This is a genomic window from Streptomyces sp. NRRL S-378, from assembly GCF_000720645.1.
In the GTDB taxonomy this organism is placed as follows: domain Bacteria; phylum Actinomycetota; class Actinomycetes; order Streptomycetales; family Streptomycetaceae; genus Streptomyces.
Genome location: NZ_JOBX01000008.1, coordinates 41,894 through 62,628 on the forward strand (window position 1 = coordinate 41,894; position 20,735 = coordinate 62,628).

Sequence of the window (20,735 nt, forward strand, 5' to 3'; positions counted from 1 at the left end):
GGACCAAGCCGCTCTCGCCGAGTGCCCGGCCGCCGCCCTCGCCCGCCCTGCCGACCTGGCGCCCTACCTCTGTGACCGCCAGGCGGACGCTGCGGCGCCGCGCACACCTGTCGGCCGCGGCACAGCGCCGAGTCGTCGCCGTCCCCAAGTCCGTACGTGCCGAGCGCATGGCAGAGAACATGCACGCATACCGAACCCGCGGGTCGGTGCCCGGGCGGGAAACGGCGGCGGCCACCGGCACGGTGACCGCCGCCGCCGTTTCCTGGACAGGTACCTCTGCTCGGGGTGGACGCGACCGGCCAGAAAGGCTTCGCGGGGGACGGCCGGGAGGCCCTTCTAGCAGGGGCCCGCCTTCCAGTAGTAGCTCACGATGTCCTCCCGGTACTCCCGGTCGGCAACGTGGCGGTCCGGCAGGAACTGAGGCGCGTCTTCCACCTGCCCCTTGCGCAGGCTCAGATGGAGCGTGCACGCCGTATGGTCGATGCGCTCTACCGCGCCCGCCGGAATCAGCAGCTTCCCGAAGATCCATCCGCCCGCGTCCACCACCAGGAACGCGTTGCCCGTCTCATCGGAATGCTCGTCCACCTCACCGATGTGCCCGTCCACGGCCTCCACCCGCCACCCGGTCAGGTCGACACCAGCCAGCGGAGCGCACGCCTGCCCGAAGCTCCACGGGTCCTGCTCCATGACCGACACTCCTCTGCTTCAGCGGGCCAGGAACTCCTGAAGGAGCGCGTCGAGATCAAGGAACTCGTCTCCTTCGCCGACCACGTCGTACGTCCGGTCCAGGAATCCCGTCAGCGCGCCGACATCCACCAAGAGCACCGCCTGTCCCTCCAGACCATCGGCATGGTTGCGCAATCCGATACGGACTTCGTCACCACCGGCCCCCCTGTGGGGGCGGAAGGTGACGTCACCTTCACCCACCGGCCGGCTCAGCCCCTCCACCATCATCTCCCGGTCGAACTGCCAGGAAGCAAGGACGGCCAGGCCGTCGAAGAAGTCCGCCCGGACCGTGTACGGCTGGTCGGCGGTATACGACAAGCGGGCGAGGAGCGGCACAGTACCCTCACCCGTCTCAAGACGGACGGCGATCAGACTGGACACGTAGGACATGAGGGAAACCTCTCCGGATCGGTGGTACGCGCGCCCCTCGTGTGCCCACTCCCGCCGTGCTCACCCGCACCGAAGGCCCGTATCGCCCATCTGCCCAGCCCCTGCCTCTCGTCACACCGCCAGGCTCGACGATCGATCAGGGTCGGCCGCACCCTGGTCGGGGAGGCCTGCGCACGGCCGCCAGCACCTCCTCGACGGCCGGAAGTCGGCATGAGATCCACCTCACACGCCACGGCGGCGGGACGTTGTCACGATCCGGGCCCGCTCCCCGGTCCTCATACCGAAGGGCTCACACGGAGCCTCGCGAGAGTGGAACGGGAACATCGACATGGGACAGAAGCAGCACGTCGTGGTGGTGGGCGCCGGGTATGCCGGAGTGACCGCGGCCCTCCGCGTCAGCCGCCGCCACCAGGTGACGCTGGTCGACCCCAAGGAATGCTTCACCGAGCGGATCCGGCTGCACGAAAGGGCCGCCGGCCGCACCGGCACCCCCGTCGTCCTGCGCGACCTCGTCGCCGGGAGGGAGATCAACACGGTCAAGGCCAGGGCCACGTCGATCGATCCGGGTGCCCGTACGGTCCTTCTGGACAGCGGAACCACGCTGACCTACGACCGGCTCGTCTACGCCCTCGGCAGCAGCACCGACACCACCCGCGTTCCCGGCATAGGCGAGCACGCCTACACCCTGGAGCAGGCTCAGGAACTCAGTGATCGACTGTCTCGCGGTCCTGGCACCGGCACCGGCACCGGCACCGTCACCGTCGTCGGCGGCGGAGCGACCGGCATCGAACTGGCCGCAGAGCTCGCCGAGTCGGCCAGTGCATGGCAGGTACGTCTGGTGACCGGCAGCGAGCCAGGGAACGGCCTTTCAGCAGCCGGCCGGGCCCATGTGCGCAACTCCCTGGAACGTCTGGGCGTCCACCTGCACCCCCACACCCGGGTCCGAGCCGTGCACCGCGGTGGACTGTCGACCGATCACGGTGAGCTGACCGGGGACGTGGCCGTCTGGGCTGCGGCGTTCACCGTTCCCTCGCTGGCCGCCGAAGCCGGGCTCCGCGTGGACGAGCGAGGCCGGGCTCTGGTCGACCCAGCCATGCGCTCGCTCTCCCACCCCGACGTGTTCGTCGTGGGCGACGCGGCACGCGTCACCGTGCCCGGCACCGGCGAACTCCGCATGGCGTGCGCGACGGCGATGCCCACCGGAGCGCACGCCGCCGAAGCCATCGACGCACTCGCCCACGGCCGCGAGCCCAAGCCGCTCAGGTTCCGCTACCTGGCCCAGTCCATCAGCCTCGGCCGCCACGACGGCGTCATCCAGCCCGTACGCACCGACGACTCGGCGCACCGCCTGGTGATCACCGGCCGGCCGGCCGCCCGGATCAACGAGTGGATCAACCGCTACACGCTCGCATCCCTGCACGCGGAACGCCGACGCCCCGGCACCTACCGATGGGCCAAGCCGCTGCGCCCCGCCCAAGGGGCCGTGGTCCCTGCCTCCGCTGCCCAGGCACAGTGATTCATCGCGGTGTCGGTCCACGCCCGACGGCGTCGCCCGCTCCACCCCCACCAACGGCGGAGGCAGGCGAAACCTTGGGTGGTGCCGCCGTCAGGAGCACACGGTCAATGCCAGCGAGGCGACGGCGGTGGCGAGGTAGAAACCGGGGAACGCGAGGTTGTAGAACACACGGGCGCGCAGATGAAAGGCGATCGCGCCCAGGTAGAGCAGGACGAGGCCGCAGGCCGCGGCGGCGCTACGGGTCGGAAGGCTCATGCGAGGAGACGAGCGCGTCCGAGCGCATGGCCCAGGTCTCGGCCGCGGCGCCCGCCGAAGGAGTACGTGGTGTCCGTGGAGTCCGCTCTGGACTCATCCGCGAGCGCCTGCTGAACCGCTGACAGCGCACCGAGGCGGCCCGGCGGGCCGACTGCCCGCCGGGCGCCGCTTTCGTGTCCCTGTCCCGCCTGAGGCAGCGTTCGACGACGTTGCGGTGGCGGTAGGTCTCGCGGTCGATGCGGCAGAGACTCTCGCTGCGTCGTCGTCGGCCGCTGATCTGGTCAACGCGTTCCGGGATCGTGCGGGCGATGCCGCGTCTGCGCAGGTAGAGCGGATCTTCCGGGACGAGTGGCCCTTGTTGCCGACGATCACCCTGGCCGGGCGGGTGCGGGGCCGGCCGGCCCCGCGCCGTGTGATGCGGATGCGAGCCATGACCGCCTCGAACTGGGTGCAGTCGTTGACGTTCCCGTCGGTGACGGTGAACGCGAGAGGCCTCCCCGGCCGTCGCAGGCGAGGTCGAACTTCGTGCTCAGGCCGCCGCGGGACCAGCAGAGTGCTTCACCGGTCCAGGACCCCCTCTACAACATCGCGACCTGGGTCGGTCTCGTGGCCGTGGTGCTGGGCAGCGGCGCGCCCCGACGGCGAGCCGCGGGCACCTGACCCACGGGCAGACGCGCAGCGACCGCCGCACCAGCCTGCTTGAAGCCCGACCGACAGCGAAAGCACCACCGTCGGCGCGGTGACTCGATTCGGATACCGCCGAAACGACTGGTCGCTCCGATACCCGCGAATGGAGGCTGGTTCAGTCCTCGTGACGTGCACGTGACAGCTCCATCCGCCGTGTCATGCACAGCGTCCGCTGGGTGTGACTATGAAGGAGGAAGATCTTGGGTCTGTACAAGGGATTCGGCCCGGCCATGGCTGCGACTGCGGCTGCCGTTGCGATGGTTTCCCCAGCGTCGGCAGCCACCCAGCAGGCACCTACGGCAGTTGCCTCGGAAACCGCCGCCGTCTGTGGTGTCACTCCAAGGCACCGCGACTTCAGCGAGTACAAGCAGCACTTCACGCAGAATGTCTACCTTCGCAACGGTCCTGCGTGGGGATGCGACATCCTCAACTCTGCCAGCGTCACCAGCAAGGTTGACTACTGGTGCTCGGCCGACGGCTTTACGTACCTGCGTACGGAGTCGACGAAGTACGGCTGGGTTTCCAACCTCTATCTGCGGGACGGTGGCTCTGCCATGCCCTGCTGATCTTTTCAGGAGGTCATCTGTCGGTCGGCGGCGGGCCGTCGACCGACAGCCTCGCCGGCTCAAGTGGGCGGCCAGGTCACCGGCTGCCAGGGCCCGGTATGGGCCGCGCGGGGTTTACAGGGGTGCGGTCGCACGGTGGGCCGTCCCGGAGGGGAACGGGGCCGCCCCTCCCTTTCCGCACGCAGTTCGCGGAAAGAAGTGCGCGGCGGTCGGTGGCCACACGGTCGAGGAGGCCTGAATCAGGAACGCCCCTCTTTGGGGGATGGCTTTCGGAGGAGAGGACGCGTCGGCACGAATACCCCCAACAACTCCTGCGCATCTCCCCACGCAGCCGCCGGAAGCACCACGGCCACTCGCCCGGTTCAGCGTTGAGCAGCAGGGGCTTGGCGGGGGGCGTGGACGCCCCGCTTCAGCGCGAGGCCGGTATGGCGTGGCAGCCGGCCACCACCCGCGAGTACAGCGCGGAGGGATGCCAGCCTTGGTCGGACGCGGTCGAGACGGTCCCTGCGGCCGTGACCGCGTACCCGAAGGAGACCGGCACGCCGCGGCATGAGGTAAGGCCCGGCCGGCCAGGAACGCAGCCGTGCCGGTCACCACGGCTCCGGCGATGCTGCAGAGAATCCACCGGTCGCGATGATCTCGGGCGGGTGCGGCCGCGGCGCGGGCGGGTCTCTCACCCATATGGGTGGGCGTAGGGAAATCGGCGGCATGCGCCTCCCACACCGCCCAACCGAGCCGTGGACGTACGGCACCCCGCCCTGACGGCGCTCTCTGCATCTGGGCGGGCACGATCAGGTTGCCGTCCTGCCCTGGCTGGGGTGCTGGCGCAGCGGCCGATGGCCTGCACGATGTCCACGGCCGACCATCGGCCGGCAGCTCGGGTATGACGACCGTGTCCGGCGGGGTCGCAGACCTCGATCTCGTGGTCGGGGTGGGCATGGGGCATGGGGCGAATGCGGCCCACCTCGCCGACGCCGTTCCACCCGAGCGCCCGCAGTAGGGGCGGTCCCGCACGGATGAACCCCCGTTGAGCCGGGTGCCCGAGCCGACTGGCGCACGGGCACCGCACGCGCCAGCGTGGCGATGCTTGCCGCCACCGCTCAGCTCCTCCGGAGGTCCGGCTCATGGCCGCCCAACGTTCCGTCACGGTGCCCAGCCCACCGCTTGGCCACGCCGGGCCCCTCCCGCACAGGCCGCGCCGAAAGGACGTGGCCGCGCTGGGAACCGTAGCCGCCGCATACGCGCTGGTCCAGATGGCGTTCATGGCGCCCGGTACCGGGCTCGGGTGGGACGAGACCGTCTACGTCAGCCAGGTCTCGCAGGACACCCCAGCCGCGTTCTTCAGCGCACCGCGCGCCCGCGGAATCAGCTACCTCGTGGCCCCCCTCGTGGCGCTCACCCCCTCCGTGCCCGGCCTGCGGGTCTTCCTCGCCCTGCTCTCGGCGGCGGGCCTCCTGGCGGCACTGTGGGCCTGGCGCAGGCTGCTGCCCCTGCGCGTCCTCACTCTGGCCGGAGCGCTCTTCGCCGGCCTGTGGGTGAGCCTGTTCTACGGCCCGCAGGCCATGCCCAACCTCTGGGTGGCCATCGCCGCCCTGGCGGCCACGGGCTGTGTCCTGAGAGCCGCCCGCGATCCGGGCGACCGCCCCGCGCTCGCCGGGATCGCCGTCGCAGTCGCCCTCGCAGCCCTCATGCGCCCCTCGGACGCTGTGTGGCTCGTCCTGCCGACAGCCTGCGCGACAGCCCTGCTGCCCGGCCCGCGCAAGCCCGCCCGCCTGGTGGCGCTCGCGGCGGGGGCCGTACTCGGCGCGGCGCCCTGGGTCGTGGAGGCCCAGCGCACCTACGGCGGCCTCCTGGCCCGCCTCCACCGCGCCGGCGAGATCCAGGGCGGGTTCGGCTGGAGCCCCTCGTTCGGCAACCACCTGCGCGCCCTCGGCGGCCGCACACTGTGCCGCCCCTGCGACATCCCGTGGACCCAGCCGGTCACCTCCCTGTGGTGGCTGTCCCTGCCCCTGCTCGCAACGGCAGGCGTGGCCCTCGCCCACCGGAGCGGCCGGGCACCCGGCCGCGCGACGGCCGTGGCCGCCCTGACCGGGCTGTCGATGGCGGCGCCCTACCTGCTGTTCGTGGGGTACGCCGCCCCGCGGTTCCTGCTTCCCGCGTACGCGCTGCTCTCGCTCCCCGTGGCCGTGGCCGTGGCCCGGCTGTTCGCCGCGGCCCGCTCCAATCCCATCCTTCTCGGCGCCCTCTGCCTCGCGCTGGCCGCGCACCTTGCGCTCCAGCTGGTGGTCACCGCTCAGCTGGCCGCCCGAAGCCGCACGACCCATACCGCCTTCGGCGCCGTGGCAGAGGCGCTGCGCCGCCAGGGCATGCGCCCGCCGTGCGTGGTCAGCGGCGAGCAGGCCGTCCGCGTGGGGTTCCGTACAGGGTGTGCCTCCCGCCAGCTCTACGGCGGCCACGACGGCAGTATCAGCGCCGCCGCCCTGGCCGCCCTCGCCCGTACCCGGCCGACCGCTGTGCTGGTGGTGGGCAGCGCACCGGCACCCGCGTGGGCCCGTACCTGGCGCCCGTACGAGCTGCCGGAACTGCCGGGGATGAACGGCTACCGCGCCTACCTCGGTCCCGCCGCACGGCCCGACGCCCCGGCGACCACCTCCACGCACGGCCCCGAGACACCAGTCGTCTCAGCTCAGCCGGCGGCTGAGCAGGCAGGGCAGAACTGGTAGAGGTGGGCGAACTCGCTGGTTCCCATCTCGCCGCGGGTTTCGCAGGGTGATGCAGGGCTCGCGGAACCGGCGCCGCTGTGCCGGCGGGGATGGTGCCGGCCGCGTGCGGCTGCTGGCCGCCCCGTACACCATCCGACTCGTCCGCCGCATCGAGCACCTCGCCGGTTCCCGCGCCGACGTGCTCGACGTCCGGGCCGCCGAACTGCGGCGCATCGAAAGGGACCTGCACGACGGGGCACAGGCCCGGCTGGTCTCCCTGGGCATGACGCTGGACGGCGCCACCCGCCTCCTCGACCACGACCCGCAGGCCGCCCGCGGCCTGCTGCAGGAGGTACGGGCCACCTCCCAGCGGGCCCTCCAGGACCTGCGCGAGCTGGTCCACGGCGTACTGCCGCCCGTCCTGGCCGACCGGGGCCTCGGCGACGCGGTGCGCTCGCTCGCCCTCGACAGCCACCTCGACGTGCACGTGGAGGCGGCCCTGCCGGGCAGGCTCCCCGCCCCCGTCGAATAGGCCGGCTACTCCGTCGCGGGACTGCTCGCCAACGCCGCCGAGCACTCCGGTGCACCCGGTCCGCATCCACCTGAGCCACACCGACGGCGCCCTGCGCGTCACGGTCGCCGACGACGGCCGCGGCGGCGCGGACCCCGGCGGAAGCGGACTGCGGGGGCTGCGCCGCCGCCTGGCACCCCTCGACGGAACCCTCGTCCTGCACAGCCCCGGGGCGGCCCGACCACCGCGACCTTGGAGATACCGTGCGCGTCGTCGACCGGATCACGCACACCACGCAGTTCGTCGACGCGGCACGCACCGTGGTGGCGGGCGGCACGGTGATGGACCCTCAGGTCACACAAACGGCGCGTGCGGCGCGTGCTGGCCGTCCTGGCCTACCTGAAGCGAGCGCGGGATGGGCAGGTGCCGTTCGGCGTGGTGAGATGCGGGCATGGAAGCCGTGTTGGCCAGCCTGATAGCCGTCACCGGAACCCTGTTGGGTTCCCTCATCACTCTGACCGTCCAGCGCCGCGCGAGTGCGCAGGCGGAGGTCTTCACCCGGGCCCAGCAGCTGCGGCAGGAGCGCCTGACGACGTACAGCGCCTACGCCGGATCGGTCACCGCACTGAAACGGGCCACCGTCACCCTGTGGTTGCGGCTGCAGGAGGCCCCCGACGGTGCCGAGGCACGGGAGGCCTTCGCGGAGTGCGACCGCCTCGGCGCAGCCACGGAGAACGCGCAGTTCCAAGTCCGGCTCCTCGCCGCCGATTCCATGCTGGTCGCCCTCGCCGCCGCGGCCTTCGACGCCATCGGCCCGCTGCGGGCGGCTCCCACCCGAACGGATCTGGCCGACCGCGAGCGGGACATGCAGGACGCCCTCGACGCCTTCGTCACCGCGGCCACGGCCCAGATCCACTGACGGGCCGTCCCGCGCGGGTGCGTGTCAGTTCGGGCCGGAGGCGCTCTGCTGCTGCAGCGTGTGCAGGAGATCGAAGGCGGGGCGGTCGACCGGGCGGCGGGCGGTGTTGCCGAGGGCGATGACGGCGAGGCGCTTCTCCGGGTCGAAGCCCACGAAGGAGGAGAAGCCCCCGGTCCCGCCGTTGTGCCAGATCTGGAGGTGGGCGCCCTGCCGGGGGTGGAGGCGGTGGGCCATCCAGCCGAGGTGCACCCGGGCGAAGGGGCCCATGCGGTGCTCCACCGCACGGCTCAGGCGGATCGCCTCGGCCAGTTCTGCGGGCCCGTCGTCCAGTTGGGCCCGTACGTAGGCCACCAGGTCGGTCGCGGTCGACCGCAGGGCGCCGGCGCCCGCCAGGTCGGCGAGGTTCCACGGGGCGGCGGGCCGCCCCGGGCGGGCGTGGCCCTGCGCGCAGCGGTCCGACCGGGCGGCGCCCACCGTGACGACGGTGTCGCTCATGCCCAACGGGGCGCAGATCTCCCGGGTGATCAGGGACTCGTAGTCCGTGCCGGCCCGCCGGGCGAGGGCGAGGCCCAGCAGCCCGGCCCCGAGGTTCGAGTAGCGGAACCGCTTCCCCGGCACGGCTCGCAGCCGCGTCCTGGCGAGCCCGGACAGCAGGGCGTCGGCCGTGCAGTCGGCGTACGGGTCCGACTTCGACCGGTTCAGGAGGGCCGGGAGCAGGATGCCCCGGGGCAGTCGTGGCAGCCCGGAGGTGTGCGTGGCCAGATGCTGCAGGGAGATGGGCCGGCCGTCGCGTGACGGTACGGCCGTCCCGGCGGGCAGCAGGTCGGCGAGCGGCTCGTCCAGCGCCGCCGTGCCGACGGATGCCATGCGTGCCAGGGCGAGGGCGGTGAACGTTTTCGTCACCGAGCCGATCTCGAACAGGGTGTCGGGCCCGGGGACCCGCCCGTCGTCCGCGCCGGTGCTCCCGGCGCCGCGGATCTCCACGGTGTCTTCCGCCACCGCGGCCACGACCACGCCGACGTGCTGTTCGGCCAGCCGGTCCGCGGTCCGCTGGGTGAGGGTGCCGAGTTCTTGTGCCATGACCAACATCATTGCGGCGCCCCGCGCGCGCCCGGTGCGCCTTGATGATGATTTCCGGCACCCGTCCCTGCGACCTGAGCAGTAGGGGACGAGGGCGAGGGCGAGGGCGCAGGCGACGGCATCGTGCCGGACAGGTCCGGAAATGCGGTTGCCCCTCCCCGCCGCACGAACGAAGGTCGACAACCCGGTCGGCTACGTCACGAACTGAGGGCCTCGGGCGGGACCTCCCGGGGCCGGGTCACCGTCCTGCCGGGGGGCCGTCGGTCATGGACATCAGGCCGCGCAGGCCGTCGCGGAGCATGGCGGGGTCGATGCCGCCGAACAGCGCCTGTTGGGTGATGTATCCCTGGGCCGCCGCGATGAGGGTGCGCGCGATGTGTGCGGCGGGGACGTCGGAGGTGAGCATGCCCGCCGCGCGGTAGCTCTCCACGAGCCCCACCCACGCCCCGCTGATCTCCTCGTACCCGCGGCGCAGCAGCGCGGCGAGTTCCTCGTTGCGCAGGGTCTCGGTCCAGACCTGGAGCATCAGGCGGGGGAAGTCACGGGGGTCGGCTCCCGGCTCCCCGGCCCGTACGTCCAGGATCGTCCCGAGGACCTCCGAGATCAGGAGGTCCGGGGCGGGCGGCGGGCTCTGCTCCGCCGCCGCCTCGAACGCGCCGCGGATCGACACGAAGGTCTCCTCGGCGATCGCGGCGATGAGTTCCTCCTTGCTGCGGAAATAGCGGTAGACGGCCCCGGCGGACAGGTCCGCCTCCTTCAGCACGTCCTGCATGGACGTGGCGTGGAAGCCGTTGCGCGTGAAGCAGCGGGTTGCGCCGTCGAGGATCTGCCTTCGGCGGGCGTCGAGATGCGCCTGGGATACACGTGCCATGCGCCCAAGCTAAAACGAACATTCATTCTTGACAAGGCGGAGAGGTCGTCCCACAGTGTGAGCCAGAGCGTAAAACGAACGATCCTTCTCTTTGAATCGAGCCCCGTCATGTCAGTGACACCCGCCTCCGACCACGCGGTCCCGGCCTCCCGCCAGGTCCTGGCCGTGATGGTCATGGTCCCGCTCCTCGCCGCGCTGGCCCTCTGGGCCTTCGCCTGGCCGGCCACCCGGACGGCCCCGCGCGACCTGCCCCTCGGCGTCGCCGGACCCGCCGCCGCGACCGCCCCGCTGGAGCAGCGGCTCGCCTCCCACGAGGGGGCCTTCGAGATCCACCGGTACGCCGACGAGGCCGCCGCCCGCACCGCCGTCGGCGACCGCGAGGTGTACGGAGCGGTCGTCGTCACCCCGCAGGGCCCGCACCTGCTCACCGCGTCGGCTGCGAGCCCCGTCGTCGCGCAACTGCTGACGCAGGCCGTCGCGTCCTCGTCGCCGCCCGGAGCTCCGGCCGCGCCCGTCACCGACGTGGTGCCCACACCAGCCGCCGACGCCCGCGGTGCCGCCTTCGGTGCGAGCGTGCTGCCCCTCGCCCTCGCCGGGGTCGCGGCCGGTGCCCTGGTCTCCCTCACCGGCCTGCGCGGCGGCCGTGCCGTCACGGCGGTCCTCGGCGCCGCTGCCCTCGTGGGTCTGACGGGGGCCGCCCTCGCCCACAGCTGGCTGGGCGTCCTCACCGGCAACTGGTGGGCCGAGGCGGGGGTCCTGGCCCTCACCGTCGCGGCCGTCGCCGGCGGCGTCGCCGGGCTCCACGCCCTCCTCGGCAAGCCCGGCATCGGCCTCGGTGTCCTCCTCGTCGTCCTTCTCGGCAACCCCTTCTCGGGCGCCGCGGGCGCGCCGCAGCTGCTGCCCGAGCCCGCCGGACTCGTCGGCCAGTGGTTGCCGCCCGGCGCCGGCAGCTCGCTGCTCCGCTCGGTCGCCTTCTTCGACGGCGCCGGCTCGGCTGGACCCGCGCTGGTCCTCTCCCTGTGGGCCGTGCTGGGAGTGACCGCCGTCATGGTCGCCGGCCGCCGCCGCCCCGCCCCGGCCGGCTCCACCCCTGCGGCCCAGCCGCGGGTGGCAGCGGCGGCCCCGGCGCCCCGCCCGTAGGGGAACCCGGCGCCCCGTTCGCCGACGGTGGGCCCGGGATGCTCCGTACCGTATTCACGAAGGTATTCACCGGTGCATACTCGGGGCATGGCAGACACGACTGTGAAGATCGACTCGGCGACGCGGGACCGGTTCGCCGCGGTGGCCGCCGCCCGTGGCATGAGCGTCCGCGCCTATCTGGCGGAGCTGGCCATCGAGGAGGAGAACCAGCTCGCTCTGGGCAGGGCGACCGCCGTGTTCCGCGACGTCGTCGGCCGACCGGGCATCGCCGAGGCGTTCGACCGTGAGTTCGGCGGGCCGCCCGCGTCCGCCCGCCCGGGCCGGGCGGCCTGATCTTGGAGCTGCACATCGACATCCGATGGCTCCTGGACCGGCAGGAGGAACTCCTGGGCCAGGACCTGGGCGTCCTGGACTACTCGGGCCTGGTCGCCGCCGTCGCCCGGCACCGCGTGAACACCCCGGCCCTGGCGGCCGAGGCGCCAGACGCGTACTGGCGGGCGGCGGCACTGCTGGAGCAGATCGTCCTCCTGCGCCCGCTGCCCGCCAGGAACGAGTACTTCGGCTACGGGGTCGCCGTGGCCTACATCAGGGCCTCCGGCAGGGACGTCGACACGGCGTTCGAACCGTGGCGCGACCTGATCACCGACATCCGCGCCCTGCGCCTGAACGTGTACGACGTGGCCGAGCGGCTGCGCTCGATGCGCCCGCCTTCCTGACCGTCCGAGGGCCGCCGCCGCGCCGACGGTGGCGATGCCCGCGACCGGTCAGGAATGGAGAAGCCCCGGCGGCGGTGCGGCGCCTAGCGTGGTGGACATGGCAACCACCACGCACACCGCAGCCCGCACGTCCCTCGCGTCCGTCACCCTCGAGGTGGCCGACCCCGCCGCCGCCCGCCGCTTCTACGCCGCCTTCGGAGTGGAGCCGTACCTGCGACTGCGGGCTTCCGGGGCGCGTTCCACCGGCTTCCGCGGTTTCACCCTGGCGCTCACCGTGTCCGGGCCCGCCACCGTCGACGGCTTCGTCGCCGCGGCGGTGGAGGCCGGCGCCACAGTGCTGAAGCCCGCCGCGAAGTCCCTGTGGGGCTACGGCGGCATCGTGCAGGCACCCGACGGGACGATCTGGAAGGTCGCGACCTCGACGAGGAAGGACACCGGGCCCGCCACTCGTGAGATCGACGAGGTCGTCCTGCTGCTGGGCGTCGAAGACGTCAAGGCCACCAAGCAGTTCTACGCCGGCCGCGGTCTGGGCGTGGCGAAGAGCTTCGGCGGCAAGTACGTCGAGTTCGTCACCGGCGCGGCCGGCTCCGTCAAGCTGGCCCTGTACAAGCGCCGCGCCCTGGCCAAGGACCTCGGGGTCCCCGCCGACGGCACCGGCTCGCACCGCATCGTCCTCGGCAGCACCTCCGACGCCTTCACCGACCCGGACGGATTCGCCTGGGAAGGTCCCGAGTCGCACACCCCCGCGCAGTACTGATTCCCCGCCCCCCGAGCCCCGGGCCCCGACGGCGTGGGGACGGCTCATGCCGCGTACGGAACCACGCGCGCGTCGTCGACGTACAGGCAGAGCGCGCCGTCCACCGGGCACCTCAGGCCGACCGAGATGCCCCGTACCTCCCCCTCCCCGGTGAAGGAGAGCGCGATCGCGACCTGGAAGACGTCGTGCCCCGCGGGGCAGCGGGGCAGATCCGGCGGTTCGAATCCCGGGCCCGGCGAAGAGGGGGGCAAGGGTGCCTCGGACGGCTCCAGCCGCCACCGGCGGGCGGTGGGACACACGTCCCCGTCCGTGATCCCGAGCGGTATGCAGCAACCCACGCAGAAGCACTCGCCCTTGGCGACCTCGAACTCGTCCTCCCCGGCACCGCACATCGTGCACTCGGCGACCCAGGTCTCGACCCGCCCGCCCGGCTCGCCCCGGACGGCACCGCGCACCCTGCGCAGGACGTCCTCGGGCCCGGCGGCGGGAGCTCCCACCGCTCCGTACGTCCAGACCGTTCCATGATCCATGAGATGGATCCTCGCACGCCGCTCCCGTTCGATGATCATGCAAAGGATCGGGCGGTGGAACGAAAACCAGCGGTGGGGGAGCGGCCGCACCTGCTTGGATGCAGCCATGACCAACGTTCTTCCCGCTGAATACGAGATATCCGCCGACACCGCACGGATCGACCCCGCCCTGGTCCACAAGTGGCTTTCGGAAGACGCGTACTGGGCCCACGACCGGTCCCGGGAGAAGCAGGACCGTGCCATCGCCGGCTCCCTGAACTTCGGCGTCTACGAGCGGGCGTCCGGCCTCCAGGTCGGTTATGCCCGCGTGGTGACCGACCGGGCCGACTTCGCCTGGCTGTGCGACGTCTACATCTCCCGGGAGGTGCGCGGCAAGGGACTCGGTACCGCGCTCGTCGCCGCGGTGCGCGACCATCTCGCCCCGTACAACCTGCGCCGCGTCCTGCTGGCCACCGCGGACGCGCACGAGATCTACGCCAAGATCGGCTTCGCCCCGCTGGAGGCGCCCGAGCGGTGGATGACCCTCGGCAGCCAGTGAGCCGCCCGTCCCCGTCGTGGGACCGGCGGCGGTTCCCCGTCACGGTCCTCGGCGGGCTGCCGGCATTGCCGCCGCGCCGGGCCGCTCCCACCGCGCGCGGGCCGGCTGGAGGGGCGTCCCCGCGCGCATGACCGTCGTGCGGACGTCTCCGCTCACCGCACCGAGCCGACAGCCGGGGCCCGCGGATGTTGTGGGCTTCCTGCTCGCTGCCGGGGTGACGAGTGGGAGATCATGAGGGTGGTGTGGCGCAGTGCGGGGCATTGCGGTTCGGCTCGGTGTGAAGGATATGCAGGCTGTGCGGGAGGCGGAGTTCGTCACGGTCGCGGGACTGGTCGCGGCGGTGGCACAGGGGGAGAGCGGCGCGCTGTGGCGGCTGGAGGCCGCCGACCGGCAGCTGGACGCCAACCTGGTGCGCCACCTGCCCGGGACGGGCGGGGCGGCGTACGTCGAGGACGAGGTCGACGTGATGCTGGTCGTCGTCGGGGGCGGTGGCACGCTCACCCTCGACGGCGCCAAGTCCCGTCTGTCACCCGGATTCCTCGGTCTGCTGCCGCGCGGCACCTCCCGGGCGCTGCTGGCCGGCCCCGAGGGGCTCCTCGTGCTGACCGTGCACAACAGGCGCCGCGGAATGAGCATCGGACGGAGCACCCCCGCCGCACCGCCGGAGCCGTGCGCGCTGCACCTGGTGTGCGGCCGGTGCCACCGGCACGCGATCGAGGCGGACGCCCGCTACTGCAGCGGCTGCGGTACGGCTTTGCCGGAACGCCGTACCACCTAGGGGTGCAGCGGCTGCGGTACGGCTTTGCCGGAACGCCGTACCACCCGAGGGGTGTCTTGTTCGGTCAGGCCGGCGACTGAAGGCCACGGCGACCCGTACGACCGGGTCCTCACTGTCCTGCAGCCGGGCCACTATGTCGGCGGTCAGGTGCGGGTTGTGTGCCACGGCGTGCAGTACGTCCGGGTCCCCGGTCGCTCGCAGCCGTGCGAACCGGTCGGGCGTCAGCGGGACATGTCGAGCGAAGGTCGGCCCGCACGGCCGGATCGGCGAGGCAGCGATCGTGGTGCTCCGGCGGGGCGCCGGGGTGCTCGGCCCAGGTGGCCGCGGCCCGCACCCGCGGGTCGGGGTCGGTGAGCAACGCGGACTGTACGGCGGCCGGGCGGTCCCGCCAGGTCACGGCGACCACGGCGCGCAGACCGGGGTCGGAGGCGGCCGCGAGTTCGGCCGGCGGCCGCCCGTACGCCTCGACCAGGTCCGTGAGGCTGCTCGCGGTCCCGTTCGCCACCAGGTCCCGTACGTGGTCCGTGTGGGCGTCACGGACCGCCGGGTCGGGGTGCTCGGCGATCCGACGGCTCATCGCCGGAGAGACCCGACTACCGTGCAGCAGGACCCCCCCTACAGCGGCCGCCGTGCGTCAGCAGGGCCTCGGCCACCGCGTTGGGTCACGGCCCCGGGAGCAGCGTCAACCCGTGCCGGCCGGCCGGATGCGCGGCCAGGCGCACACCGATGTCCGTGGGTGCGGCCGGATGCTGCCCGAGCCCCGAGAGCTCCGGCTCCTTGAGGTGCACCATGGGCCCACGCTGGCCGCCACCGCCGGGCCGCGGGCATCGAGCGGCTTTGATCCGCCAGATCGACGACCGTCGGGAGCCGCGCCGTCACCTTCAGTGGTGTTGCCGCGGGGCTATGGTGACACAGGGTCAGATGTTGTCGGGTTCCGTGCCGCGGGTACGGGACGCCCTTCCGGAAAGGCTTGCACCCGTGTCTGCTGAACTCTCCGATGATCTGAAGCGCCTCATCGACGACGCTCCGCTGTTCGTGACGGTGGCGACCATCCAGCCCGACGGCAGCCCGCAGCTGTCCGTGACCTGGCTCATGCGCGACGGCGACGCCCTGCTCATCTCCACGACCGAGGGCCGCAGGAAGGAACAGAACCTGCGCCGGGACCCGCGCATCACCGTGATGATCAACCCGCCCGACGCGCCGTACTCCTACGCGGAGGTACGGGGTACGGCCGAGCTGAGCACGGAGGGCGGCCAAGAGCTGATCAACGAGCTCTCGCGGAAGTACACGGGCAAGGACTACCGGGACTTCAACCCCGCCTCGGTCGACGACGCCCCGCGCGTCGTGGTGCGCGTCGTTCCCCGCAAGGTCGTCGGCTCGATCTAGTGCGGCGGCGGCCGTGGGCGCCCGGGGCCGGACGGGCCCCTGTGCGTCCCCGGCGGGTTTGCGGTGAGGGGGTGTCAAAGTGTCGCCCACATCAGGAGCGGTGCGAGGGTGACGGCTGCCTGGGAGGACTGGGCTGTCCGGTCGTACCTGGTCGCGACGGCGCGCCACTGCCGACCCGGTTGAAGCACCGTTCCACCACGTTGCGGTGCTGGTGGACCTCCTGATCGAAGGCCGGTGGGCGGCCCGCCCCGGGCTGTCTGGCCGGGCCCCGTTACGGACTTGGCCGGACCGTTGCGGGACCGTGCGAGTGATGCCGCGGCGCCGCTGCCGAGTATGCGGCGCCGCAGCCCGAAGCGTGCGCCCTTGGACGGGCCTTGACCTGCCAGGATGCTAACGATCGGAGACGTGCAGGGCGGGTCCGCCCTCCTCTGCCTCGGCTCTCTCCAGGGCGCTGATGGCCCTGCGGCGCCAACGAGTGCCGGCTGCAACGACAATCACCCCACCCAACAGGATGACCAGCGGGACACCCCAGGTTGCCGCCATAAACAAGGTTCCGAGTGACTCCATGACGCCCCCTTCGGGTCGAGAGTACTCCGCAGAACGCGGCATCAGGTGTGGAGCTCCCCTTGCCCGAGCAGGGTGGTGCACACCGGTACCGGACTCACCGACCTCGGCCGGCACCAGATCGAACGCCTGGCCAGCCGACTCGCCGCCGAGCAGAGCACCGAAGACCGGATCGACGCCGTCTACGCGGGACCGCGCCGACGCCTCCAGGAAAGCGGCCGCCTCCTCGCGACGCCCCTCAACCTCCCCCCTCCTCACGGACCAGGGCCTCGACCACCCCCTGCACGGCCAAGCGGACGGCATGCTCTGGCGCAGGTGTGCCGCACACCAAACACCACGCCTCCCGGGGCAAACCTGCCCGTGTGCACGCGCCCCGGCACCCCTACCCCCGCGCGGCCGGTGCCCGTTGCCGCGCAGCACCCGTCGGCGGAGCCCAGCTACGTCCCCAAGTCCCATGTCAGGCGCGGCGCTGGAGCGGAGCGGGTGCCGGAAGGCACCAGCGCCGTCGCTGCGCCTCAGGTGATCAGGCGATCCGGGGAGCCACTCGTTCCACGGGGTGCGGACCCGTCTCCCACTGCGGCAGCCAGTCGGTGGCGAGCGCACCGGCGAGGGCTCCGTGGAACCACTCGCCGAAACCGAGCCCGGTATCGTGCCAGTCGCCCCATCCCCTGCGGAACGCCGACACGGTCCAGGTACCGTCCGCCTGCGGGAGCAGAAAAGGTCGATCACCTTCGATCGTGTGCCCCCAGAGCAGGGCCCCTCCCGGCGAGGGCAGGACGGGGCAGGGTACGGAGGGGGAGCCCGCCAGCAGACCGCTCCATCTCTCCCCGTACGCACGCAGGTTCCCGGCGCCGCAGAGATACAGGTAGCCGGAGATCATGACGTCGCCGTACGCGGCCGCTGCGGCCACGTAGTCCGCCGGTAGGACGACCCCCCAGTCACTGGCGACCGCCTCGATCGCAGTGGCGCCGTCATCCGGGGGCCCAACCGGAGGACCCAGCAGCTCGGCCAGGCTCCAGCCGGCTCGTGCCGCGAGGGCCTCCTCCCTCCGCGGGGCCGGCGCGGGCGTCAACGGGGCGCCGTTCAGGTCGCCGTCGCCCTCGAAGGACCACCACAGTTCGCCGTCGCCGGTCAGGTAGGGCACGCAGCCGTCGACCACGCCGCCGTAGTCCAGAACGTCGGCCACCTCCGCCAGATAGGCGGCCAGAGACGGCCAGCCTTCCCCGAAGTGGCCGGTGCCGTCGTGGCACGCCGTACCCAGCCGCCCCTGCTCCGGCCCCTCACGCATGTCGATCACCTGCGCGTCCCCGTCGCCGTGGGCCCAGGGGATCCACCGAACATGCCACCAGGGCTCGCCCGACGGCCCCGAAGACCCGCGGAGGTCTGCATCGTCACCCGCGATCTCCTCGCACATCCGCCAGTGGTCCACGATCAGCGCAACCGGTCGGGGCATCTCACCCGGAAAGAGGTTGCCCCACTCCAGCAGGCCGTCATGGCAGCGCAGAGAGTCGACCAGATCGACGGGGAAGCGCAAACCCATCTCCGCCTGCGCCGCCTCGATCCGGTCGGGATCCGCAGGAGGCGCAAGGAGCTCGTACGAGGCGGGGGCGTACATGCGCAGCCAGGCATCAATACGGCCCCACGATGAACGGACCGACGATATGGAAGAACTCATGGAGCCGAGCATGCCCCACACCACCGACGACGGCGTTACGGGGCAGCGATGGCCCTCGTTAGCGGCCTCGGCTCAGCCCCTTGTCGTCGCCACGGGATACGACCGCGCCACCCCCGTGAGTCGAGCCGTGCATCCAGCTCCACCAGGGCTGACCTCATGGGAACGGTCGTCTGACCTTGATCACCGCCGATGCGCTGGGCTGTGACGACCCCCTCCCTGGGACAGCGCTCGCTCCGCGGTGACCTTCCCGTCCCCGACCGGCAGGACAGGCCGGGCGAAAGACGATCTGCAACGGCAGGCTGCGGGCTGACCGACGGGAGCTCGGGCACTGGCGGTCAGAGAGACCTGGGCTTGGCTGCGGCCAGCGCGATCCGTCGTCGGCGTGGGTGTCGTGAACGCCGCCGCTACGTGGGGCCGCGCGGTCGGGAAGAACCACGCGAAGCTCCTGGCAGCAGGGGTGATCTCGGCCGGAACCCGTCCGTAGGAGCTTCGCAGTCACACAGGCAGTCCAGCTCACAGTCAGTACCACGAGCCGGAATGGCTCAGTGGGTCGGACGCCGCGGCGCGCTCGCCACCCCTGCATCCCGGTGCTGCTGACCGCCACCGCGACCAACTGGCCGATCTGCTGGCGAGACACGACCGCATGGAGGAACTGCGCGCATACGCCGCGTCCGAGTACCACGGACACGCCACGCAATCGATCTGGAGACCCGTCGGGAGGTGCATATCGCCGAAGGGCCGCCGGAGCGCTGGAAGCGCCTCGGGTACGGCGGCACGGGTCAACTGGTGTGCTTCTACTGCTTCCACGGGTTCGAGGCCCCGGCGGGCACCCGGGTGCCGCTGGTGACGCGGGGAGGCTGGGCGGGAAGGTCCGCCGGCACTTCGCGCACCCGCCCGGGCAGGCGCCGACCGGGGGCCACGGCCCGGAGGCGGTCTGGCACATCACGACCAAGCACCTCCTGGCGGCCTGGGCCCGGTCCACGCCCGGGGTCGACCGTGTGCGGCTGGAGCAGTGGACGGAGGATCACGACCGGCGGGCCGACGTCGAGGTGCTGCTGCGGGACTGCACAAAGGTCGCACTGGAGGCGCAGCGCAAGCTCATGACCGACGACGGGTGGCGGGCCCGGCATCGGGACTACGCCCGCCAGGGCGTCGTCGACGTGTGGTTCTGGCGGCCGCGGGTGCACTTCCCGCACGTGGTGCTCGACGAGGGCTTGCCGGTGTGGTTCTACTCCGTCTCGAAACGGGAGGCTGCGACGTCGCTGGGGCGGCCTCATGCGCGCGCACATCAGTGGTGGCAGGCACCGGACCTGTCGGTGTTCGGGCTGCACCATCCGCCGTGTGCGCTGGACGAGCTGGAGCGGGTGACGATGCCGCTCGCCGCGCTGGGGCTGGGACCGGGCGACGCGGTGTTGCCAGAGAATCTGCGAAAGCGGGTGCTCGACTCCCAGCGGGAGGCGCAGGACGAGGCGAAGCAGCGCAAGGACGGCGAGGCCCGGTACGCCCGGGCAGTCCGTGAGACCCGGGACCGGGCGGCGCGTGCGCCCGCTCCCCTGCCGCCTCCGCCGGTGCCGGCAGGTGATCTGCGGTGCGCCGCCGTCCGCTGGATCCACTGCTGGTCAAAAACCGGCGACATCTCCTGTGCTGACCCACCCGGATTGCCCCCGTTAGACCTAACCGGGGCAACCCGGGGTGGGACCGGCCGCTCGCCAGCGCCGCCGCAAACCCTGGGCCGTCACTCGCCACCACGGTCGGTGACGCAAATGGTGCGTGATGTGACTTTGGGTGGCAGCGTGATCGGGCAGGAGTCCTTCCGCATCTCAGAGGAGTCGCCGTCATGGGCGGTATGCAGGACAAGCGTCAAGAACCGGGCAAGGGCAGCGAAGAGCAGGAGCGCATGCGCCCGGGCCAGGCCCACCCCGGCGCGGGCCAGGAAGGCGAGCGGGCCCCGAGCCCCGAGGAGCTCAAGCGGCGCCGCCAGGAGGAGATGTTCCGCGAGCGCGAGCGGGACGAGAAGCGCGACGAAGAACTCTGACCACCGTCAGACGTCACACCCACGCACGCAGGACCCGGCCGGGCCCGTAGGCACCTCGGCCGGGTCCTGCCACGTCATGCCACGCAGGCTCCCGCTTGCGGCCCGGATCAGGACAGGACGACGATCGAAACGGGCCGTCATCCGGCCCGCCAGCGCATCAGGGCGGCATGGCGGCGAGGTGTCCGTGGGCGCGTTGGCGGCCGGCCCCCCAAGCTCAACAACCACCAGATCAAGGACCTCATCCAGCAGCACGCCGACGGCGCCCGCGTCCCCGTCCTGGCCAAGAGGTTCAAGGTCTCCCAGGCGACGGTTTATCGCCTGCTCAACCTCTCCCACCTCGAGAGGGCCCCGTCCCAGTCGTCCGGCTCCCGCTGATCTGCGATGGCGAGGCAA

23 protein-coding genes and 2 pseudogenes are annotated in these 20,735 nt (G+C 72.1%); 15 read left to right on the top strand and 10 right to left on the bottom strand.

All coding sequences use genetic code 11. The annotated features are described in order from the left end of the window. Positions 1–336: 336 nt before the first annotated feature. Both IH80_RS0107615 and IH80_RS0107620 read right to left on the bottom strand, forming a co-directional pair. Positions 337–687: a hypothetical protein gene (locus IH80_RS0107615; RefSeq protein ID WP_030958740.1), complete on the bottom strand. Its 351-nt coding sequence runs from the start codon at positions 685–687 to the stop codon at positions 337–339. An 18-nt stretch (positions 688–705) separates the two neighbouring features. After that, entirely contained in the window at positions 706–1,116 is a 411-nt protein-coding gene (locus IH80_RS0107620) for an SsgA family sporulation/cell division regulator (RefSeq protein ID WP_030958741.1), read from the bottom strand. 328 nt (positions 1,117–1,444) lie between these two features. On the opposite strand from IH80_RS0107620, the gene IH80_RS0107625 reads away from it, so the two are divergent. Then, the gene (locus IH80_RS0107625; protein WP_051808919.1) at positions 1,445–2,632 is read left to right on the top strand and encodes an NAD(P)/FAD-dependent oxidoreductase; all 1,188 of its coding nucleotides are present in this window, start codon (positions 1,445–1,447) and stop codon (positions 2,630–2,632) included. 90 nt (positions 2,633–2,722) lie between these two features. Here the strand turns inward: IH80_RS0107625 and IH80_RS41910 are convergent, their stop codons facing one another. Both IH80_RS41910 and IH80_RS43570 read right to left on the bottom strand, forming a co-directional pair. Continuing rightward, positions 2,723–2,887, bottom strand: a complete 165-nt coding sequence (locus tag IH80_RS41910) for a DoxX family protein (RefSeq protein ID WP_234432152.1) — start codon at positions 2,885–2,887, stop codon at positions 2,723–2,725. Between the two features lie 166 nt (positions 2,888–3,053). Beyond that, positions 3,054–3,456 (bottom strand): annotated as a pseudogene (locus IH80_RS43570) (transposase); the annotation flags it as partial. 318 nt (positions 3,457–3,774) lie between these two features. Between IH80_RS43570 and IH80_RS44570 the strand changes: the two are divergent. The 4 genes from IH80_RS44570 (at position 3,775) to IH80_RS0107650 (ending at position 8,272) form a co-directional block, all read left to right on the top strand. Next, positions 3,775–4,140, top strand: coding sequence for a hypothetical protein (locus IH80_RS44570; protein ID WP_158943302.1), 366 nt, complete (start codon positions 3,775–3,777; stop codon positions 4,138–4,140). Between the two features lie 1,208 nt (positions 4,141–5,348). After that, positions 5,349–6,863 (top strand): hypothetical protein, encoded by a 1,515-nt coding sequence (locus IH80_RS0107640; RefSeq protein WP_063757257.1) that lies wholly within the window; start codon positions 5,349–5,351, stop codon positions 6,861–6,863. Positions 6,864–6,966: 103 nt separating this feature from the next. After that, positions 6,967–7,374 (top strand): histidine kinase, encoded by a 408-nt coding sequence (locus IH80_RS47330; protein ID WP_051808921.1) that lies wholly within the window; start codon positions 6,967–6,969, stop codon positions 7,372–7,374. Between the two features lie 430 nt (positions 7,375–7,804). After that, positions 7,805–8,272 (top strand): hypothetical protein, encoded by a 468-nt coding sequence (locus tag IH80_RS0107650; protein WP_030958747.1) that lies wholly within the window; start codon positions 7,805–7,807, stop codon positions 8,270–8,272. A gap of 24 nt (positions 8,273–8,296) precedes the next feature. Here IH80_RS0107650 and IH80_RS38985 read toward each other — a convergent pair whose 3' ends face one another. Both IH80_RS38985 and IH80_RS0107660 read right to left on the bottom strand, forming a co-directional pair. Further along, on the bottom strand, positions 8,297–9,352 hold the full coding sequence (locus IH80_RS38985) for a serine hydrolase domain-containing protein (RefSeq protein ID WP_051808925.1): 1,056 nt from the start codon (positions 9,350–9,352) through the stop codon (positions 8,297–8,299). Positions 9,353–9,590: 238 nt separating this feature from the next. Next, positions 9,591–10,223: a TetR/AcrR family transcriptional regulator gene (locus IH80_RS0107660; RefSeq protein WP_030958750.1), complete on the bottom strand. Its 633-nt coding sequence runs from the start codon at positions 10,221–10,223 to the stop codon at positions 9,591–9,593. Positions 10,224–10,331: 108 nt separating this feature from the next. Here IH80_RS0107660 and IH80_RS0107665 point away from each other — a divergent pair, with 108 nt between their 5' ends. The 4 genes from IH80_RS0107665 (at position 10,332) to IH80_RS0107680 (ending at position 12,836) form a co-directional block, all read left to right on the top strand. Then, positions 10,332–11,363: a hypothetical protein gene (locus IH80_RS0107665; RefSeq protein ID WP_051808926.1), complete on the top strand. Its 1,032-nt coding sequence runs from the start codon at positions 10,332–10,334 to the stop codon at positions 11,361–11,363. Positions 11,364–11,450: 87 nt separating this feature from the next. Continuing rightward, positions 11,451–11,696, top strand: a complete 246-nt coding sequence (locus IH80_RS0107670; RefSeq protein ID WP_030958752.1) for a hypothetical protein — start codon at positions 11,451–11,453, stop codon at positions 11,694–11,696. 2 nt (positions 11,697–11,698) lie between these two features. After that, positions 11,699–12,079 carry a hypothetical protein gene (locus IH80_RS0107675; RefSeq protein ID WP_030958754.1) on the top strand — a complete coding sequence of 127 codons (381 nt, stop codon included), beginning with the start codon at positions 11,699–11,701 and terminating at the stop codon, positions 12,077–12,079. A gap of 97 nt (positions 12,080–12,176) precedes the next feature. Continuing rightward, complete coding sequence (locus IH80_RS0107680; protein ID WP_030958756.1) at positions 12,177–12,836, top strand: glyoxalase; 660 nt, start codon at positions 12,177–12,179, stop codon at positions 12,834–12,836. Positions 12,837–12,880: 44 nt separating this feature from the next. Here IH80_RS0107680 and IH80_RS0107685 read toward each other — a convergent pair whose 3' ends face one another. Continuing rightward, positions 12,881–13,366: a hypothetical protein gene (locus IH80_RS0107685; protein ID WP_158943304.1), complete on the bottom strand. Its 486-nt coding sequence runs from the start codon at positions 13,364–13,366 to the stop codon at positions 12,881–12,883. A gap of 106 nt (positions 13,367–13,472) precedes the next feature. Here IH80_RS0107685 and IH80_RS0107690 point away from each other — a divergent pair, with 106 nt between their 5' ends. Continuing rightward, positions 13,473–13,904 (top strand): GNAT family N-acetyltransferase, encoded by a 432-nt coding sequence (locus IH80_RS0107690; protein ID WP_030958759.1) that lies wholly within the window; start codon positions 13,473–13,475, stop codon positions 13,902–13,904. 286 nt (positions 13,905–14,190) lie between these two features. After that, positions 14,191–14,682, top strand: a complete 492-nt coding sequence (locus tag IH80_RS0107695) for a zinc ribbon domain-containing protein (protein ID WP_030958760.1) — start codon at positions 14,191–14,193, stop codon at positions 14,680–14,682. 109 nt (positions 14,683–14,791) lie between these two features. Here the strand turns inward: IH80_RS0107695 and IH80_RS44575 are convergent, their stop codons facing one another. After that, positions 14,792–15,259 carry a hypothetical protein gene (locus IH80_RS44575; protein ID WP_158943306.1) on the bottom strand — a complete coding sequence of 156 codons (468 nt, stop codon included), beginning with the start codon at positions 15,257–15,259 and terminating at the stop codon, positions 14,792–14,794. 85 nt (positions 15,260–15,344) lie between these two features. Continuing rightward, positions 15,345–15,473 (bottom strand): hypothetical protein, encoded by a 129-nt coding sequence (locus IH80_RS46805; RefSeq protein WP_267883510.1) that lies wholly within the window; start codon positions 15,471–15,473, stop codon positions 15,345–15,347. A 187-nt stretch (positions 15,474–15,660) separates the two neighbouring features. Between IH80_RS46805 and IH80_RS0107705 the strand changes: the two genes are divergently transcribed. Beyond that, complete coding sequence (locus tag IH80_RS0107705; RefSeq protein ID WP_030958762.1) at positions 15,661–16,068, top strand: PPOX class F420-dependent oxidoreductase; 408 nt, start codon at positions 15,661–15,663, stop codon at positions 16,066–16,068. Between the two features lie 1,087 nt (positions 16,069–17,155). Here the strand turns inward: IH80_RS0107705 and IH80_RS43580 are convergent. Further along, on the bottom strand, positions 17,156–18,307 hold the full coding sequence (locus tag IH80_RS43580) for an SMI1/KNR4 family protein (protein ID WP_234432153.1): 1,152 nt from the start codon (positions 18,305–18,307) through the stop codon (positions 17,156–17,158). Positions 18,308–19,095: 788 nt separating this feature from the next. Here IH80_RS43580 and IH80_RS47335 point away from each other — a divergent pair. The 3 genes and pseudogenes from IH80_RS47335 to IH80_RS47340 form a co-directional block, all read left to right on the top strand. Next, positions 19,096–19,413: pseudogene (locus tag IH80_RS47335) on the top strand (hypothetical protein); the annotation flags it as partial. Between the two features lie 731 nt (positions 19,414–20,144). Beyond that, complete coding sequence (locus tag IH80_RS0107720; protein ID WP_051808927.1) at positions 20,145–20,342, top strand: hypothetical protein; 198 nt, start codon at positions 20,145–20,147, stop codon at positions 20,340–20,342. A gap of 156 nt (positions 20,343–20,498) precedes the next feature. Continuing rightward, the gene (locus tag IH80_RS47340; RefSeq protein WP_420708767.1) at positions 20,499–20,717 is read left to right on the top strand and encodes a helix-turn-helix domain-containing protein; all 219 of its coding nucleotides are present in this window, start codon (positions 20,499–20,501) and stop codon (positions 20,715–20,717) included. Positions 20,718–20,735 lie beyond the last annotated feature (18 nt).